Origin of the sequence: Proteiniborus ethanoligenes, assembly GCF_900107485.1 — a bacterium.
GTDB lineage: Bacteria > Bacillota > Clostridia > Tissierellales > Proteiniboraceae > Proteiniborus > Proteiniborus ethanoligenes.
Window position 1 is genome coordinate 34332 of sequence record NZ_FNQE01000002.1, and the last position, 15078, is coordinate 49409.

Sequence of the window (15078 nt, forward strand, 5' to 3'; positions counted from 1 at the left end):
CCTATAACAAAATATTTGAATATTAGTGAATTATAAAGGTGGTTTATGATACAATTAAGTTAGAAAATTACATTTGAAATGGGGTGTATATTTTGAGTCATGCTAAGGATGATGCTAGAAAGATAATTGAGAGTTTACCTGAACATGCAACATGGGACGATATTATGTATCAATTCTACGTAAAGAAAAAAATAACAAATTCATTAGAAGCAGCAGAAGAAGGAAGAATTATGGCCCATGAAGATGTAAGGAAAAGAGTTATGAAGAAATGAGAATAAGATGGACAGAACCAGCAGTTATTGATTTAGAGAATATTAGAGATTATATATCAAGAGACTCAGAATATTACGGATTAATTGTAGTAGAAAGAATCTTCGATGCTGTTGAAAAGCTATCGAGATTTCCTAACATTGGGAGAGAAGTTCCAGAGATAAATAATCCTAATATTAGAGAAATACTACTTAACAATTATCGTATTGTTTATAAAGTAGATGAAGACTATATACTAATTTTAACAATTGTACATGGAGCAAGAGATTTAAAAAATATGAAACCTTGGGAATTTTGATAGAAGTTCTTGAGGTTTTTTTGTTGGGTAAGTTTTTGTAATGGGAAATTGGCATCGTCCATCCGATAACAATGTATTTGCGAGAGGGTGCACTCGGGCACAATCTTAGGGCGTTGTGCACCACATCCCTTCACCGGGAGCAAAGCACCGCCAAGGGGTCTATCTTTTGGGTTCGGTTCAGAGACATCGCAAATACGTGGGCGGTAGGTGACATTCAATAATCTCACGGGTAAAAGAAAACCCATTCATAAGAATGGGATATTATAAAAGGTTCAAGAACTCTTCTAGTGGTAAGTCAGCTTGTTCTAAAATGCTTTTTAAAGTGCCTTTGGCAACTTCATCATGCATTGGTATTATTATAACTCTTGAAGGATTTCCAAACTTTTTATATTTCGCATGACTTCCTTTTTGAGAAATCTTTTGAAAACCGATTTTTTCTAAGGCTTTAATGATTTCATTAGGTGATAATACAGGATATTTTGAGCCCATTACAACGCTACCTCCATTGTAGTGACAAAGGTAGGAACATTGACGTTTTCTGGTGTTGTATCTTCATAGAACAACTCAAGTGCTTCTCGTAGGTTATCAATTGATTCTTCAATAGTCTTGCCTTGTGAAGCAACACTATTTTCAAGACATTTTGCAACATACCAGTTGTCTTCTTTTTGAACAACGACGGTCACTTTAATACTCATAGCAAAACACCTCGCTTTACATATTTAGTTAATAGTATTATACCATAGTATGCTTAGAGATAAACAGATTTTATGTTAGGGTCAATTTATTGAACATCATCTAACAATGTATTTGCGCAGGGGTGCACTAGGGCACAATCTTAGGGAGATGTGCACCACATCCCTTCACCGGGAACAAAGCTCCGCCAAGGGGTAATGCTTTGGGATCCGGTTCACGAACATCGCAAATACGAAACGTTATAAGACATGTTGATATTGGGGTTGTTCTTTGAGGGTTGATTTAAGAAAACAATATAGAAATAACAGATAAATTATCTGTATCAAAATAATTTCATAAGAGGAAGAAAAAACATGTATGAGAAAATAAGTAACTTAATTGGAAAATGTGGCTTTTATTGTGGAAGTTGCCCTACTTACTCAAAAGATAAATGTACAGGATGTAGGATAGCACATACAAAAGGGGATTGCTATACATTTGATTGTGTAGATGATCAAAAAATTGATTATTGTGGTTTATGCAAGAATTTTCCTTGTGACGAAATAATGACAAGGGAAAAAGCAACGGTATTAGATTTAAGGTGGCTAAAGTGGAAAAAGTTGCAAAGAGACAGAGAAAACAACATGGAATGAATAGTAGATTAAATTATGTGTCCTAGTGATTAGTTATATTTTGGGGGTGTAAACTTGTTTTTTGACACAACTGATTTAAAAAATCAAGAAATTTACTTAAGTCTATACAAAACTGCTAGTGAAAATAAGGACAAAGGATATGTGCCTGCCTATCATTTTAAAATCATAAGATGCTTTGATGATACCATAGTTGGTGAATGTGATTTGCGAGTTGGTCATAATGATAACACAAAATTTGGTGGTAATATAGGATATGAAATTTATGAACCTTTCAGGGGAAATAATTATGCTTCAAAGGCTTGCAAACTACTATTTATATTGGCAAAGAAGCATAAGATGGATGAAGTTATTATAACATGTTCACCAGAAAATATTGCATCAAGAAAGACCTGTGAATATAGCGGTGCCAAATTAAAGGGAATTATTGATGTTCCGCCATGGCATGAGATGTTTAAAACAGGGCGAAAAAAAACCTGTCAGTATGTCATAAATTTATAAATGTGCTTATATTGATGGATAATATATATCACTTATATTATGTGAAGAACCATTGGGGGAAAGACGTCGCTACATCCCTTCATCGCGAGCGAAGCTCCGCCAAAGGGTCTAGTTTTAGGGTCGGATTCAGGGACTTCGCAAATACGGGAACGTTATAGGGAATGATGATATCGGGGCAGTTCTTTGTGGGTCTTGTTGAAAAAAGCTGAGAGGAAAGACATGTATTGAAGAATTGCATATGGGCATTTGTTAAATATTGCGATATAGCAGTAGCAGTATTCAAGGAAAAATCAGGGGGGGAAAGTTGTGAAAAGGTTAAAATTTCTTATTTTATTTATGGTAGTTATTTTGATATTGTGGAAATTGTTATCTAAGGAAGATCAAAATTTAAAAGGATTTTATCAAAGTGAAATGATTGGAAATCATATTATTCAAATGCAAATTCGAGAAGAAGATAATAGCTTTATTGAATGGATTAATAATAGAGAGGTTGACAAAGGAACCTATGAAAGAGTCGACACAAATTTATATAGAATAAAAAGTAACAGGCAAAACTTTGAAGTAGAATTAAAAGACGATAATTCTTTTGAGATAGTTATTAGTAAGCTAAATGATGGAAAACCAATTAATATGAAAAATGTTAGTACTAATGATACACCCTTTAGTTTTGGCGATAGATTTGATGATGTAGATAAATATAAAGCTTTACTAGATTAATTTTTGCTACAATTGGTTATTCAGAATAATGTGGTATCATCTAAATTATAAGAAGGCTTATAGGGAAAAAATATAATTACTTCCTATAATAACATATTTGCGCAAGGGTAGATAAGTGTGCCGTAAGCGGGCCAGTAAGGCTAGCCCCTACAATAGGCATATCAATGCGTAGAGGAGACCTTTGGCCTCCTGTATAATGACACATTCTTTAAATTATGTGAAGGATTATTGAGGAAAAAATGTAGCTATATCTTATAACATTGAATTTGCACAAGGACACGATCTTAGGTTACATAGGAATAATTACATTAATGATAGGAGGATTTACATTAATGGATTTTGTTAAACAAATTATGGACTACATTCCGATTAATGAGCAAGAAACACAAGACAAGAAAGTAATTCTAGATTATATTAAGTTGTTTCCTAAAACTGTATTATTAAGAGATAATGAAGTTGCTCATATTACAAGTTCTGGTTTTATAATGAATAATTCTTTAGATAAAGCATTGATGGTTCATCATAATATACGTAACACTTGGGCATGGTCTGGTGGTCATGCAGATGGAGATACAGATTTATTACATGTTGCCATAAAAGAAGCGAAAGAAGAAACCGGTATAATTAATGTTACACCTTTTATACCAAATATTGCATCAATTGATATTGGAGTAGTAAATGGTCATATGAGAAAGAACAGGTATGTTAATCCCCATCTCCATTTTTCAATTGCATATATACTTATTGCAGATGAAAATGAGAAACTGAAAATTAATGAAGATGAAAATAGTGGAGTTAGTTGGTTTGAATTGGATAAATTCAACAGAAAATATTTTAATGAATTTGATGTTAATTTATATAGTAAACTGATACAAAAGGCAAGGCAACGGGTAGTATGGGATTAAGGATTATTTTATAATACATTATATTTGATTTGAGACTTATTATTTCTGTCAAGTTCCCACATTATCTAACAGATTGTTCCCAACATCCATCAGCATCTCGGATCAAGCTTCGTGGGAGCTGATGAACGTCGTGAACACTCGAAACGTTAAGTGAATATGCTATGATAGTAAAAATGAAAGGAGTCAAGACTAATGCCTTATGCGATTGAATTATATTTAGATGACGAAGGTTCAACAAGGATAAACGAGATACGCTCTGAGCTTCAGAAAAATAAAATATACATTGATGAAGGAACAAAGCCTCATGTATCATTATGTATTTATGGAGATATACCCAATCGAAGTTCTAAGAGAATATATAGATGAAGTGCTTTTGAATATGCCAGATGTTAGATTACAGCGGACGAAAAAGCGTTAAAGCTTCGACTTCTAGAAAAATTACAGTAAAGCATAGGATAAGTTTCCTTAAGGAGGAAGGTATAAACATGATAAGATTATTGTATGGAACATCTAACTCTGCCAAAATACAGCATATGAAAGAAATGCTTGATAAATTAAATATAGAAATAATAGGTTTAAATGATATTGGTAATGCAGTTAAAATACAAGTTCGCGAAACAGGCAATGATCCACTAGAGAATGCAAGGATTAAAGCTATGACATACTTTAAAGAATTTAAAGTTCCTGTATTTTCTTGTGACTCTGGATTATATATTGAAGGGCTGGAAAGAAAAAAACAACCAGGTGTTCATGTTAGAAGGGTGAATGGAAAAGAACTAAATGATAATGAAATGATAAAATATTATACTAATTTAGCAGCAGAACTAGGAGGCGTTGTTAAAGCAAAATATAAAAATGCGATATGCTTGATAATAGATGAAGAAACAATCTTCGAATATGATGGAGAGGATATATCATCTGAAGAATTTATTATAACATCAAAACCTCATAATAAGAAGACTAAAGGATTTCCCTTGGATTCAATTTCTATAGAAATTGAAACAGGACAGTACTATATGGATATACATGAAAAAAACAATCCTAATAAAGAATATAAAATGGCTAAAGGATTTAGGGACTTTTTTCTTAGAACTGCCTTAAAGTGAAATAAAACTTCTAACAATGTAAAAGAATTGTAAGCAGTAAATATATTTATAAGGCTAATTTAATAGTAGCTTCAAAATCCAAGTCAGTCCGACGTCAGATAACAGTGAATTTCGGAAACCTAAGAGAAGATGAATGTAATAGTTAGACTTTGGGCATCCACAGTACGTTAGTAGATGAATTTCTAATTATTGGTGGTAATAAGATTAGCTATCATAACTATTTTTATAAAGATTTAAATTCTGGTATTAACACGGAATATTTTAAAACTTTATTTGAATAAAGTTTTTCTTATAAGTATAAATTTTGCAAGAGTGTACTAGGGCGTAATCTTAGGGCGATGTACGCCACATCTCTTCGTGGGGCAAAGTTCCGCTATGGGATCTAATTTGTTAGAAGATAAGGTGTTGTAGAATTATATAATATGAAAATTAAAAGTAAGAAGGAGTTATTAAAGTGTTAAAGGTGAATTTTTATGAACTAAATACAGTTGAAGATAGCAAACTTCAATTTGCGGTTATTATGGCAAGATATAAAGACAAATGGATATTTGTAAGGCATAAAGAAAGATTAACTTGGGAAATTCCAGGTGGACATAGGGAAGAAAATGAGAGTATTAATTTCACCGCTTCAAGAGAATTGACTGAAGAAACAGGAGCAAAGAATTTTATTATTATTCCAGTTTGTATATATTCGGTAGCTAGGGACGAAACTGAATCCTTTGGGCAATTATTTTATTCGGATGTAGAATGCCTTGATGAATTACCAAATTCTGAAATTGATGAAATTAAATTTTTTGACACTATACCTGAAAGCTTAACTTATCCATTAATTCAGCCGTACTTGTATAAAAAAATTGAGGAGTTTTATATATTATGGGAGGAGTACGATGACTCAAAAAAGAGAATTTAGAAAACTGTGTCTTTCAGATCTAGAAATTGTCTTACAAATGGAAAGCGATTTTCGAAGTGGTTTTATTTTTGAAGAAAATGCAAGGCAATTTCTTTCAAACCCAATGAATTGGATGTTTGCATGTATCCAAGAAAAACAAATTATTGGCTTTGCTTATGGATACGAACTTAATCGTTTAGATAACAAGGGGAATATGTTATATATTCATGAGGTGGGTGTGCTTCCACAATATCAGAAACAGGGCATTGGATTTCAAATTCTTACTAGTATAAAGAATCTTTGTAAGCTGACAGGCATTTGTAGATTTTTTTTATTTACACAGAAACATAATGCTGTTGCTTGTGCACTATATGAAAAAGCTGGTGGTGAAAAAACAAGTAATACTAATGACGATGTGACCTATTTCTTTAAAAAGTTTGACTAATTTCTAGTAATAAGCCTAATCTAAAGTTAAGAAATACATATCATTCATAGAATTATTGAGGGAAAAGATGTACCTACATATTATAAACCAGATGATAGTTGCCAGGATTTTTTTGAAAAATAGTAAAATATAATAAAAACAAGCATAACAAATAAACCTATGAATGCATCTGCAAGGTAATAATCTATACAAATACAGGCACTTATCCTCAATATGGTAGGTTAATCGGGGGTTTGTTAGGGAGATTTTTTGGATGTTTTAAATTATGTCATAATTGTAGGTAAATATGGAATAAAGGTTTTTATAAAATAGGAGGTCGTATAGTTGAAATCAACGAATATAAAAAATAAAATCCTGCGGGGAATTAGTATGATTGGATTACTTGGTATCTCATATTGGCTATGCAGATTTTCTTTTTTAAAAATACATGGTATGAAACAGTGGCCAAACCTATTGGCTATATTAAGTATTGTTATAATAGTTATTGCTACTATATTTGAGAATCGAATAATTCCAGTAGTAACTGTTGTAGGGTATATAGGAGGGTTTGTTCTTGCCATGATATTTAATACTGATGGTGTAGACCCAGGTGGAGGGAGAACAAATAATGCTTGGATAATATGGGGAACTGTTTTCATTTTCTCAATTATGGCTGGTATCATCTGGGGTTTTATTTCTAAAAAGAGACATGAAAATACAAAGGGATAATAGTGATATGCTTGTATCGTCTTTCTTATATTATGCCAAGAATTATGACGGGTAAAAATCATCATCACTTCCTACAAAGTAATTGCATAAGGGTGTGCCACATACCTTCACCAGAGTGAAGCTCCACCAACAGTTCTATACCTGGAGTACAGCTTAGGGACGTTCCAAATACAAGACGTTACCCCAGCTCCCACCCACACAAACTCCTGTCTTCATTCATATTATATTACCCCTTGTCCACAAAAATTAGCTATATAACAACTTTATATAACTCCAATTATTAACTTTCATTAATAAAGGCATACATTTTACTGTATTCATTACCAAAATATGCTATAATTTACTAAGCGTTTCATGGTTGCAAACTATGCCGCTTTAATGTGGTGAAAGATTTTGGAGTTTTTTTAGAACTAATATTGATTTTATATTGTGTATTAAATGCAAATTATATTTCGTGAATGGAGGACATGCATTGTGGAAAATTTAAAAATCGTAACAGACAGATTAATAATTACCGAATTTGACGAAAGCATGGCTGAAAGCGTGCATGTTAATTCTTTAGATGAAGAAAACCGCAGGTTTGTACCTGATGAAGTATTTGAAACAGTTCAAGAAGCACATGACACGATTATATTCCTAATTGAATGCTACAGAGATATGAAGGGTCCGTTTGTGTATCCAATTTTATTAAAAAGTGGTGAGAATATAGGCTATGTACAAGCGATACCGATAGATGACGAATGGGAGGTCGGATACCACATTGCCTCAAATTATACAGCAAATGGTTATGCAACAGAAGCTGTGAGAGCTTTTGTGCCGTTAATAATGAAAAAGATTGGTATTGCACGTATTTGGGGGATTTGTCGTGGAGACAATATTGCTTCTCGTAAAGTTTTAGAAAAATGTTCATTCATTTTAGAGCATAAAGGTTTTGGAAATTACAAAGGTGAGAACCATGAAATATGTAAATATCTTTATAGGCTTCGGTAAGATAATAAACATAGCCTGTATTTGCAATTAAATGTAATATTAGGACAATGTGTACCACAGCCTCTCGATGTGGGAGAAACCCTACCAGGTGTTATCCCTCTGATGTCTGGTTTATGGACTTTGCAAATATAGGACATTAAGGGAAATGATGATATCAGGGCAACTTTTGTGGTCTTAATTGAAAAATCTGAAAAGAGGGAACATATTGAGGAACTGTCTATGATGTATTTGTAGAATCATGTACATGTAAGGAAATTTATATCTTGTTTATAAGGGGGGAAATTTAGATGAAGAACAAAAACATATGGTTACTATTATTATCTTTGGGATTATGCTCATCAACAATTTTAATTGACCGCTTTATTGTGGATATACCCGACTGGTTAGCAATTATACTTGCCTTGATCGCAATTATTTCATTGGTAGGATTTTTTTTCACAAATAGAGTATTAAAAAAATAACCTTAATTGGTTTTAGTCGTTAATATACACAACTTATATACTGCGCACTAAATTCCTCCACCTGGAGCAAAGCACCACCAAGGATATTTCTTAGGGGTCCAGCTCAGAGATGTTAAAAATACTGGGACGTTAGAAGACGTTGCACATTAGGTTAAAAAGGAGAAATCAATGTATCATACAAGGAGGAAGTAATGAAAATAAAACGATTAAGTATTTCTATCTTACTAGTTTTTACTGTTTTGTTTATGGTTGTTGCTGCTTTGTTTTTTAACGAGATACGTACTCTAGCGTCATTAGAAAAAGCAGATGAATATCCTATGTATCAGATGACTTACTATGGCGATTATGGATTTGATGAATTTCTTAAAATTGGGGCTAAGTCTGATAATGATATTGAAAAGTTTGTAACAAAACGACTACTTAAGGGGATGTCAATTGATTTAGGTGTTACAGGTGATGGGTGCACAGCATTTGTTACTAGATAGGATGTTATCTAAAATAATATTTTTAAGATTGAGGAAAGGCTTTATTAGCTTTTAAGTTTGGAGGGATAATTAAATGATGAACCTTAAAAAAAGGTCCTTAATTATATTTAGTGTGGTTTTTATTATTATCGTCGTAGCTGGAACTATAGTGGTAATATTAAATGCTAATAGTCATGAGAGTGATATAATAAATACTCCACTTGCAAAGCCTATTATATATTTATATCCTGAAAATGAGAAAGTAGTTTCTGTGAAACTAAAGTATGAAGGAGAATTGACCTGTACATATCCAGAGTATAAAAATGGATGGGAAGTTGTTGCTAAACCAGATGGAGTATTAATTAATTTAGAAGATAACTTGGAGTACTCATACTTATTTTGGGAAGGGGAAAGCAAAAAACACACATGGAACATTTCTAAAGGTTTTGTTGTAAAAGGTGAAGACACAAAAGACTTTTTACAGAAGAAACTTTCAGAAATAGGACTTATTCCAAAGGAGTATAACGAGTTTATTGTATATTGGCTTCCACATATGAAAGATAATCCGTATAACTTTATATATTTTGCAGGAGAAGAATATGAGGAGTTAGCAAAGCTAAAAATCACACCAAAACCCGATTCAATACTTAGAGTATTCATGGTATTTAAATCATTAGATGAGTACGAGGAAGTTGAGGAGCAGCTCTTCCCCAGGTTTGAAAGAGAAGGTTTCACTGTTATAGAATGGGGCGGTACAGAACTGAAATAGGATTATACGGTGCTAACCGAGTCAGTCATCCACCCTTATGGAATCCTAAGTTTGCTAAAATAGAACGAATAATTAAAAATGGAGAAATTCAAACAGAAGAAGTTACTACTAATCCATATATTAGTTTTTTTGAATACTCAGACGATGCTCTTAAAACTGAATACAGCTTTTATGATGAGGGCGGAAACAACATTGAGTAAAAATAATGTTTAAGGAAGTGATGTTGTCATTGAATATAACTAAAGAAAAAATCAAAATAGTAATAGCTATGCTAATATGGGGAACAATAGGCATTTTTGTTAGAGAAATAGATTTAGGTAGTGTGGATATTGCTTTTTTTAGGGCATTAATAGGGAGCATATTTTTGTTTTTTCTAGGGATATTTAAACATGAGAAACTGGCTGGAGCTGAATTTAAAAAGAATTTACCTATATTAATGTTATCGGGTGCAATAATTGGGGTCAACTGGGTTTTACTGTTTCAAGCCTATAAATATACTACAATATCAAACGCTACTCTAAGCTATTATCTCGCACCAGTATTTATAGTAATTCTTTCATCTTTCATATTAAAAGAGAAATTGAGTACAAAGAAAATAACGTATATATTTATAGCATTGATAGGGCTGTTTTTAATATTACAAACTGGAGAAAAGTCCGCTATTTCGTCTTATAATCATGTAAAAGGTATATTATTTGGCTTATCAGGAGCAGTGCTTTATGCAATAGTAGTCATGCTCAACAAACATATTAAGTGCTTACCAACATTTACTGTTACATTATTACAATTATTTGTTGCGGCTATAATACTCTTACCCTTTGTTATTAGTGAAAATACTTTTGACTTAAAATCAGTGGATATGAAATCCTGGATAATCATGCTTTTAGTAGGTATAATACATACTGGAGTTGCTTATTTGTTATATTTTTCTGCAATAAAGGAAGTAAAAGGGCAATCCATAGCTATATTAAGCTATATCGACCCAATCTTTGCAGTCCTAATATCTTTTGTATTTCTAGATGAGCCTATGGGAGTTTTACAAATATTAGGTGGATTACTAATACTAGGTTCCGCATATTTAAGCGAGGGAAAATAAAATTAAGGGAAATAGGAAGTAGAAAAACACAAATAAACTAGATGTTCCATGGGAAAAATTCCTGTTAGATGATACAAAGCTGAATAATGTTTATATAGAATGATGAATAAAGATAGCAATTTTTTGAAAAATATATGAGATTTTAAGAAAGTTAATTAGGCATACCACATGATATTATACTTTTATTGAAGTACTTTGATATAGATAGTAGTTACGATTTTGAGCAAAAACTACTATAAGAGCTCAGGGAGTATTAATAATTTTTAGAAGCCATGAGTAATATAGTAAACAAGAGTAACTCATAAAAAGCAAAGGAGATAAGTATCATGAGAAAAGGTATCTTTTTATCATTATTGTTATTAGTTGTTATAATCTTAATCAGTTGTTCGAATAATTCTAAACAGGTTCCTAATGAAAATGCAACTCTTCGTTCAGATTCTACTGAAGCAACAGATAGCTCAACATCGGATTCCACAACCGAGGAAACAGAGAAAAACAGTGGAATGAATGTAAATGTGAGCTTAGGTACAACAGGAGAGAATATGAGCTTGCCTGAAAGATTTCCTAAAGATGTTTTTCCACTTCCAGAGGATGCTAATATCATCAATGTAAATGATAATAAGGATTCCAAGGCATTAGGAATTGTATTAGAGACAGATAAGAGCTATGAAGAAGTGATAGAATTCTATCAGGATATTATGAAGGATGGGACTATTACTGTAGAGGATAAAAAAGAAGACGCATATGTCCTTATAGGTTCTAAGAATGGATATGGAGTTACAATATTTATAAACAAGCAAAATAACAATGTAGGTGTTTTAATTGATGTGACACTTTAAAGTGTAAGCAGTATGAACAGATATATGGTTGTATTAACATTAGTTACTACTTTAGCTGGATGTTCCCTTAGACTATAGTCTAAGGGAATTTTGTGATTAATTATGCACCTATCTAATTACAGTTTTTATAATCGGAGGAGATACAAATTGTAGTTATACCACTGTAATCAAAATGTAACAATTCTGTTTACAATAGGCACCTCTTTTGTGATAAAATAAATTTGCATTGTATGTTGCTTCTGAAGGCTTTGTGGTTAATAGCTCAGTATGATTTCTTTTCCTACAAAGCTATTAAGTAAAAGTTTTTTTGCTTTGAAGCTCCTATAAAGTATGGTATACTCAGCATAAAAGCAAGCATTACTTTTTCAATGATATCTTTATTAGCAGAAGCATTATCTATGATTTAATTACTGAATATATTATATTTTATAAGAAATAATTATTTATACTTCGAGGTGTATTCTTATGAGAACCATATATCTTATGTTATATTATTTTATAGGAAGGCATATGCCAGCATCAGATCGTCCCTATGCTTTGGGGGCAAAAAAAATCAGATATTTTCTTTGCAAGCACCTATTCTCCTTTATAGGTCAAAATGTGAACATAGAACATGGGGCATTCTTTGGTAGTGGAGAGAACATCGAAATAGGAGACAACTCTGGCTTAGGTATCAACTGCAGTGTTTCCGGTCCACTAAAAATTGGAAGAGATGTGATGATGGGACCAGAAGTGATGATTTTTACATCCAATCATGAAATAAGCGATGTAAATATTCCTATGATAGAACAGGGAGATACTCCGAAGAAAGCAGTTCTTATTGAAGATGATGTTTGGATTGGGGCGAGGGCCATTATTTTACCTGGAGTACACATTCGAAAAGGAGCTGTAGTAGCAGCAGGGGCAGTAGTTACAAAAGATGTTCCTTCCTATGCAATTGTAGGAGGTAATCCAGCAAAGATTATCAAGTATCGAAAGGAAGCTTAACATGAAGAAAAATGTACTGATATTTTCACTTCTAAATTGGAAAAGTAAGCTTTTACACAGATCTCATATGTTGGCTAAATATTTTGCTAAGAAGGGTTTTGAGGTCTTTTATGTACAAAAAGAAAATGTTAGCAATATAAGAGATTTAGGCTTTAAACCTAAAATATACAAAGATAAGAATATCCATATTATAAGTCTACTCGCTTTACCATATTTAAAAGGAAAAGTTAAAAGCATTTACAGCTTAAATGATAGAATTATGACAGCACAGTTGAAAGAATTATTTTCAATGGTTGATGAGCCATTAATTATTTTAGAATCACCCTACTGGATAAGAGCTATAGAAAACAGCAGGGGGGAAAAAGGTATTCTTTGCTACGATATAAGTGATGATTTTTCTCAATTTGCAACTAATGATAAATGGAAGCGACAAGTACTGGCTTATGAAAAAGAAGCTATAGATCAATCGGATTTTATCACCATTACAGCAGAACAGCTAAGGGAAAAGGCTCCAGATAAAACCAACGTCTATTTGGTGGAGAATGGGGTAGATTTAGACGAGTTTGCAGATTCCAAAAACATATTTGGAGATAAATATAAAAAGCCTGTCTGTGGTTTTATAGGTGGTTTATTTCAATGGATAGATTTTGATTTGATTAGTAGGTTGGCAGATAAGTATAGGGATTACAGCTTTGTATTGATTGGTCCCACTGATCAACAGCACCAAATAGATAAGCTTTGCCAAAATTCCAATGTATATTATCTAGGGGAGAAGGACAAAGCTGATATAGGGAATTACTTTGCTAGCTTAGATATAGGACTTATTCCCTTCGTTTCGGAGGAAAGGTACCCTAGGCTAAAAACCGTAAATTCTAATAAGATTTTTCAGTATTGCTACTTTGGATATCCGGTTATTTCTACCCAATTTGAGCAAGTAAAAAGCTTAACAGAAGTAGTTCAAGTATGCAAAAATCAGGAGGAATTTATTGAAGGACTAGGCATAAGTCTAGAGTCTGATACGGAAAAAATGCGAGAAAGACGTAAAAAGTATGCTTATGAAAACTCTTGGGAAAAGAGAGTGGAGGATTTAATTAATATAGCTAGTAACAGATAATAATACTTAGAAAAAAGCTTGAAATTCTGTAACAGCTTTCTACGAAGGGAGATTTAACACTGTGTTTAGACAAGTCCCATATAAAAAGGTATAATTATATATCTTAGACAAAAAGCTAATATGAATAGGAGGAGCGCACATGAAATTCATAGATGAAAAGGGAAGATTTTTTGGAAAAATCAATATATTCGATTTAATGGTTGTTATACTATTGGTGGCGTTAATAGGAGGAGTAGGATATAAGTATTTTATTTTAGGCAACAAAGTTATGGTTAATGAATCAGATATTGATGTTACACTATGGGTAGAAGATGTGAGGCAAATAACTGTAGATGTTATAAATGTAGGGGATGTAATAAGAGAATATGATAGCAACCAATTATTTGGGGAAATTATTGAAAAACAGGTAACACAGCATTACGAACCTGTTGAGACTGCTGACGGTAGGATTGTAAATGCAGCAGTAGAAGGTAAATACGATGTATACATTAAGCTGAAGTGTAAAGGAATTGTAACCGACAATGCCATATCCATAGGAAGCAAAGAGGTTAGAATGGGAGGAACTATCATTACAAAACACCAGCTATACTCAGTATCCACAAAGGTTGTAGAAATAGACCTAAAGAAATAAGGGGCTGTTAGCATGAAAAATAATATTGTAACTTATAGAGCATATAAAAGGCTTAGCACCATATATTTGAATAGCTTATCTGTACAGGCCTTTTCAGGGGTATTATCTAAAGTATTTCAGATTATTACCACTAGTAAGACTTTTCAATTACTATTTAATAGCAAAAATGTTTTTAAAGATAGTATAATATATAAATTGTTCTGTGTGCTTTTAAAAGCTTTAAAATCAGGGCTAAAGAAAAACGGCATCATAGAAAACACTTTAAAAGACAGCTATTTTATTAGCTTTTTTACTAGAATATTGCATCATAAGGAAAAGAGAGCCATAAACAGTCTTTATCTAATATTATCCTTGGCCTTACTGATGAATATGGGTTTTAAAACAATATTAGGAAGCTTTACCTTAGCAGGAAACAAGAACTTTATATTAATGGCTTTAGGGCTAATAATCTTATATTTTCTACAATTGGATTATGTTACTATTATGAAGAATAGCAGGATTATTGCTTTTACCTATAATATCCTTTATGATGAATCCTTTAATCATGAAAATGAGGAGAGATAGCT

General features: G+C 32.4%; 24 protein-coding genes. 22 read left to right on the plus strand and 2 right to left on the minus strand.

The features are described 5' to 3' along the window. The first annotated feature begins 83 nt into the window (after positions 1-83). Together BLV37_RS01205 and BLV37_RS01210 are read left to right on the plus strand one after the other, a co-directional pair. On the plus strand, positions 84-272 hold the full coding sequence (locus tag BLV37_RS01205; protein WP_244270435.1) for a hypothetical protein: 189 nt from the start codon (positions 84-86) through the stop codon (positions 270-272). Beyond that, a complete protein-coding gene (locus tag BLV37_RS01210) occupies positions 269-568 on the plus strand; it encodes a type II toxin-antitoxin system RelE/ParE family toxin (protein ID WP_091726119.1) in 300 nt (99 codons plus the stop codon). Before BLV37_RS01205 ends, BLV37_RS01210 begins: the two co-directional genes overlap by 4 nt. Before the next feature lie 261 nt (positions 569-829). Here BLV37_RS01210 and BLV37_RS01215 read toward each other — a convergent pair whose 3' ends face one another. Both BLV37_RS01215 and BLV37_RS01220 read right to left on the minus strand, forming a co-directional pair. Further along, positions 830-1057 (minus strand): type II toxin-antitoxin system HicA family toxin, encoded by a 228-nt coding sequence (locus tag BLV37_RS01215; protein ID WP_091726122.1) that lies wholly within the window; start codon positions 1055-1057, stop codon positions 830-832. Then, positions 1057-1263: a type II toxin-antitoxin system HicB family antitoxin gene (locus BLV37_RS01220; RefSeq protein ID WP_091726125.1), complete on the minus strand. Its 207-nt coding sequence runs from the start codon at positions 1261-1263 to the stop codon at positions 1057-1059. The genes BLV37_RS01215 and BLV37_RS01220 overlap by 1 nt, the downstream gene beginning before the upstream one ends. A gap of 351 nt (positions 1264-1614) precedes the next feature. Here BLV37_RS01220 and BLV37_RS01225 point away from each other — a divergent pair, with 351 nt between their 5' ends. The 20 genes from BLV37_RS01225 to BLV37_RS01310 all read left to right on the plus strand — a co-directional run bounded on the left by BLV37_RS01225 (position 1615) and on the right by BLV37_RS01310 (position 15076). After that, entirely contained in the window at positions 1615-1893 is a 279-nt protein-coding gene (locus BLV37_RS01225; protein ID WP_091726128.1) for a DUF3795 domain-containing protein, read from the plus strand. A gap of 54 nt (positions 1894-1947) precedes the next feature. Further along, a complete protein-coding gene (locus tag BLV37_RS01230; RefSeq protein ID WP_091726130.1) occupies positions 1948-2391 on the plus strand; it encodes a GNAT family N-acetyltransferase in 444 nt (147 codons plus the stop codon). A 306-nt stretch (positions 2392-2697) separates the two neighbouring features. After that, positions 2698-3108: a hypothetical protein gene (locus tag BLV37_RS01235; protein ID WP_091726133.1), complete on the plus strand. Its 411-nt coding sequence runs from the start codon at positions 2698-2700 to the stop codon at positions 3106-3108. Positions 3109-3368: 260 nt separating this feature from the next. Next, positions 3369-4013 (plus strand): NUDIX hydrolase, encoded by a 645-nt coding sequence (locus tag BLV37_RS01240; RefSeq protein ID WP_342026572.1) that lies wholly within the window; start codon positions 3369-3371, stop codon positions 4011-4013. A 192-nt stretch (positions 4014-4205) separates the two neighbouring features. Beyond that, entirely contained in the window at positions 4206-4379 is a 174-nt protein-coding gene (locus BLV37_RS14920; protein WP_176967816.1) for a hypothetical protein, read from the plus strand. A 119-nt stretch (positions 4380-4498) separates the two neighbouring features. After that, positions 4499-5119 carry a non-canonical purine NTP pyrophosphatase gene (locus tag BLV37_RS01245; protein WP_208975170.1) on the plus strand — a complete coding sequence of 207 codons (621 nt, stop codon included), beginning with the start codon at positions 4499-4501 and terminating at the stop codon, positions 5117-5119. 454 nt (positions 5120-5573) lie between these two features. Beyond that, positions 5574-6029 (plus strand): NUDIX hydrolase, encoded by a 456-nt coding sequence (locus tag BLV37_RS01250; protein ID WP_091726138.1) that lies wholly within the window; start codon positions 5574-5576, stop codon positions 6027-6029. Next, positions 6007-6453: a GNAT family N-acetyltransferase gene (locus tag BLV37_RS01255; protein ID WP_091726140.1), complete on the plus strand. Its 447-nt coding sequence runs from the start codon at positions 6007-6009 to the stop codon at positions 6451-6453. Before BLV37_RS01250 ends, BLV37_RS01255 begins: the two co-directional genes overlap by 23 nt. A 324-nt stretch (positions 6454-6777) precedes the next feature. Then, positions 6778-7161: a hypothetical protein gene (locus BLV37_RS01260; RefSeq protein ID WP_091726143.1), complete on the plus strand. Its 384-nt coding sequence runs from the start codon at positions 6778-6780 to the stop codon at positions 7159-7161. Between the two features lie 474 nt (positions 7162-7635). Then, a complete protein-coding gene (locus tag BLV37_RS01265) occupies positions 7636-8151 on the plus strand; it encodes a GNAT family N-acetyltransferase (protein WP_244270436.1) in 516 nt (171 codons plus the stop codon). Between the two features lie 287 nt (positions 8152-8438). Continuing rightward, positions 8439-8612, plus strand: a complete 174-nt coding sequence (locus tag BLV37_RS14925) for a hypothetical protein (protein WP_176967817.1) — start codon at positions 8439-8441, stop codon at positions 8610-8612. Between the two features lie 260 nt (positions 8613-8872). Then, positions 8873-9097 (plus strand): hypothetical protein, encoded by a 225-nt coding sequence (locus BLV37_RS01270; protein ID WP_244270437.1) that lies wholly within the window; start codon positions 8873-8875, stop codon positions 9095-9097. A gap of 73 nt (positions 9098-9170) precedes the next feature. After that, on the plus strand, positions 9171-9845 hold the full coding sequence (locus BLV37_RS15250) for a hypothetical protein (RefSeq protein ID WP_244270438.1): 675 nt from the start codon (positions 9171-9173) through the stop codon (positions 9843-9845). Further along, complete coding sequence (locus BLV37_RS01280) at positions 9821-10045, plus strand: hypothetical protein (RefSeq protein WP_091726147.1); 225 nt, start codon at positions 9821-9823, stop codon at positions 10043-10045. Before BLV37_RS15250 ends, BLV37_RS01280 begins: the two co-directional genes overlap by 25 nt. Before the next feature lie 5 nt (positions 10046-10050). Next, positions 10051-10941: a DMT family transporter gene (locus tag BLV37_RS01285; RefSeq protein WP_244270439.1), complete on the plus strand. Its 891-nt coding sequence runs from the start codon at positions 10051-10053 to the stop codon at positions 10939-10941. A gap of 326 nt (positions 10942-11267) precedes the next feature. Beyond that, complete coding sequence (locus BLV37_RS01290; RefSeq protein WP_091726150.1) at positions 11268-11780, plus strand: hypothetical protein; 513 nt, start codon at positions 11268-11270, stop codon at positions 11778-11780. Between the two features lie 465 nt (positions 11781-12245). Next, the gene (locus BLV37_RS01295; protein ID WP_091726152.1) at positions 12246-12767 is read left to right on the plus strand and encodes an acyltransferase; all 522 of its coding nucleotides are present in this window, start codon (positions 12246-12248) and stop codon (positions 12765-12767) included. A gap of 1 nt (position 12768) precedes the next feature. After that, a complete protein-coding gene (locus BLV37_RS01300) occupies positions 12769-13881 on the plus strand; it encodes a glycosyltransferase (RefSeq protein ID WP_091726154.1) in 1113 nt (370 codons plus the stop codon). A gap of 139 nt (positions 13882-14020) precedes the next feature. Further along, positions 14021-14512: a DUF4330 domain-containing protein gene (locus tag BLV37_RS01305; protein ID WP_091726156.1), complete on the plus strand. Its 492-nt coding sequence runs from the start codon at positions 14021-14023 to the stop codon at positions 14510-14512. A gap of 12 nt (positions 14513-14524) precedes the next feature. After that, positions 14525-15076 (plus strand): hypothetical protein, encoded by a 552-nt coding sequence (locus BLV37_RS01310; RefSeq protein ID WP_091726159.1) that lies wholly within the window; start codon positions 14525-14527, stop codon positions 15074-15076. The last annotated feature ends 2 nt before the right edge of the window (positions 15077-15078 follow it).

Bases quoted from the DNA above. Each gene is read 5' to 3' on its own strand.
- BLV37_RS01280 (WP_091726147.1), top strand. From the start codon at position 9,821: ATGGGGCGGTACAGAACTGAAATAGGATTATACGGTGCTAACCGAGTC.
- BLV37_RS01225 (WP_091726128.1), top strand. From the start codon at position 1,615: ATGTATGAGAAAATAAGTAACTTAATTGGAAAATGTGGCTTTTATTGT.
- BLV37_RS01220 (WP_091726125.1), bottom strand. From the start codon at position 1,263: ATGAGTATTAAAGTGACCGTCGTTGTTCAAAAAGAAGACAACTGGTAT.
- BLV37_RS01255 (WP_091726140.1), top strand. From the start codon at position 6,007: ATGACTCAAAAAAGAGAATTTAGAAAACTGTGTCTTTCAGATCTAGAA.
- BLV37_RS01300 (WP_091726154.1), top strand. From the start codon at position 12,769: ATGAAGAAAAATGTACTGATATTTTCACTTCTAAATTGGAAAAGTAAG.
- BLV37_RS01295 (WP_091726152.1), top strand. From the start codon at position 12,246: ATGAGAACCATATATCTTATGTTATATTATTTTATAGGAAGGCATATG.
- BLV37_RS01305 (WP_091726156.1), top strand. From the start codon at position 14,021: ATGAAATTCATAGATGAAAAGGGAAGATTTTTTGGAAAAATCAATATA.
- BLV37_RS01210 (WP_091726119.1), top strand. From the start codon at position 269: ATGAGAATAAGATGGACAGAACCAGCAGTTATTGATTTAGAGAATATT.
- BLV37_RS01290 (WP_091726150.1), top strand. From the start codon at position 11,268: ATGAGAAAAGGTATCTTTTTATCATTATTGTTATTAGTTGTTATAATC.
- BLV37_RS01285 (WP_244270439.1), top strand. From the start codon at position 10,051: ATGTTTAAGGAAGTGATGTTGTCATTGAATATAACTAAAGAAAAAATC.
- BLV37_RS01310 (WP_091726159.1), top strand. From the start codon at position 14,525: ATGAAAAATAATATTGTAACTTATAGAGCATATAAAAGGCTTAGCACC.
- BLV37_RS01215 (WP_091726122.1), bottom strand. From the start codon at position 1,057: ATGGGCTCAAAATATCCTGTATTATCACCTAATGAAATCATTAAAGCC.
- BLV37_RS15250 (WP_244270438.1), top strand. From the start codon at position 9,171: ATGATGAACCTTAAAAAAAGGTCCTTAATTATATTTAGTGTGGTTTTT.
- BLV37_RS14920 (WP_176967816.1), top strand. From the start codon at position 4,206: ATGCCTTATGCGATTGAATTATATTTAGATGACGAAGGTTCAACAAGG.
- BLV37_RS01245 (WP_208975170.1), top strand. From the start codon at position 4,499: ATGATAAGATTATTGTATGGAACATCTAACTCTGCCAAAATACAGCAT.
- BLV37_RS14925 (WP_176967817.1), top strand. From the start codon at position 8,439: ATGAAGAACAAAAACATATGGTTACTATTATTATCTTTGGGATTATGC.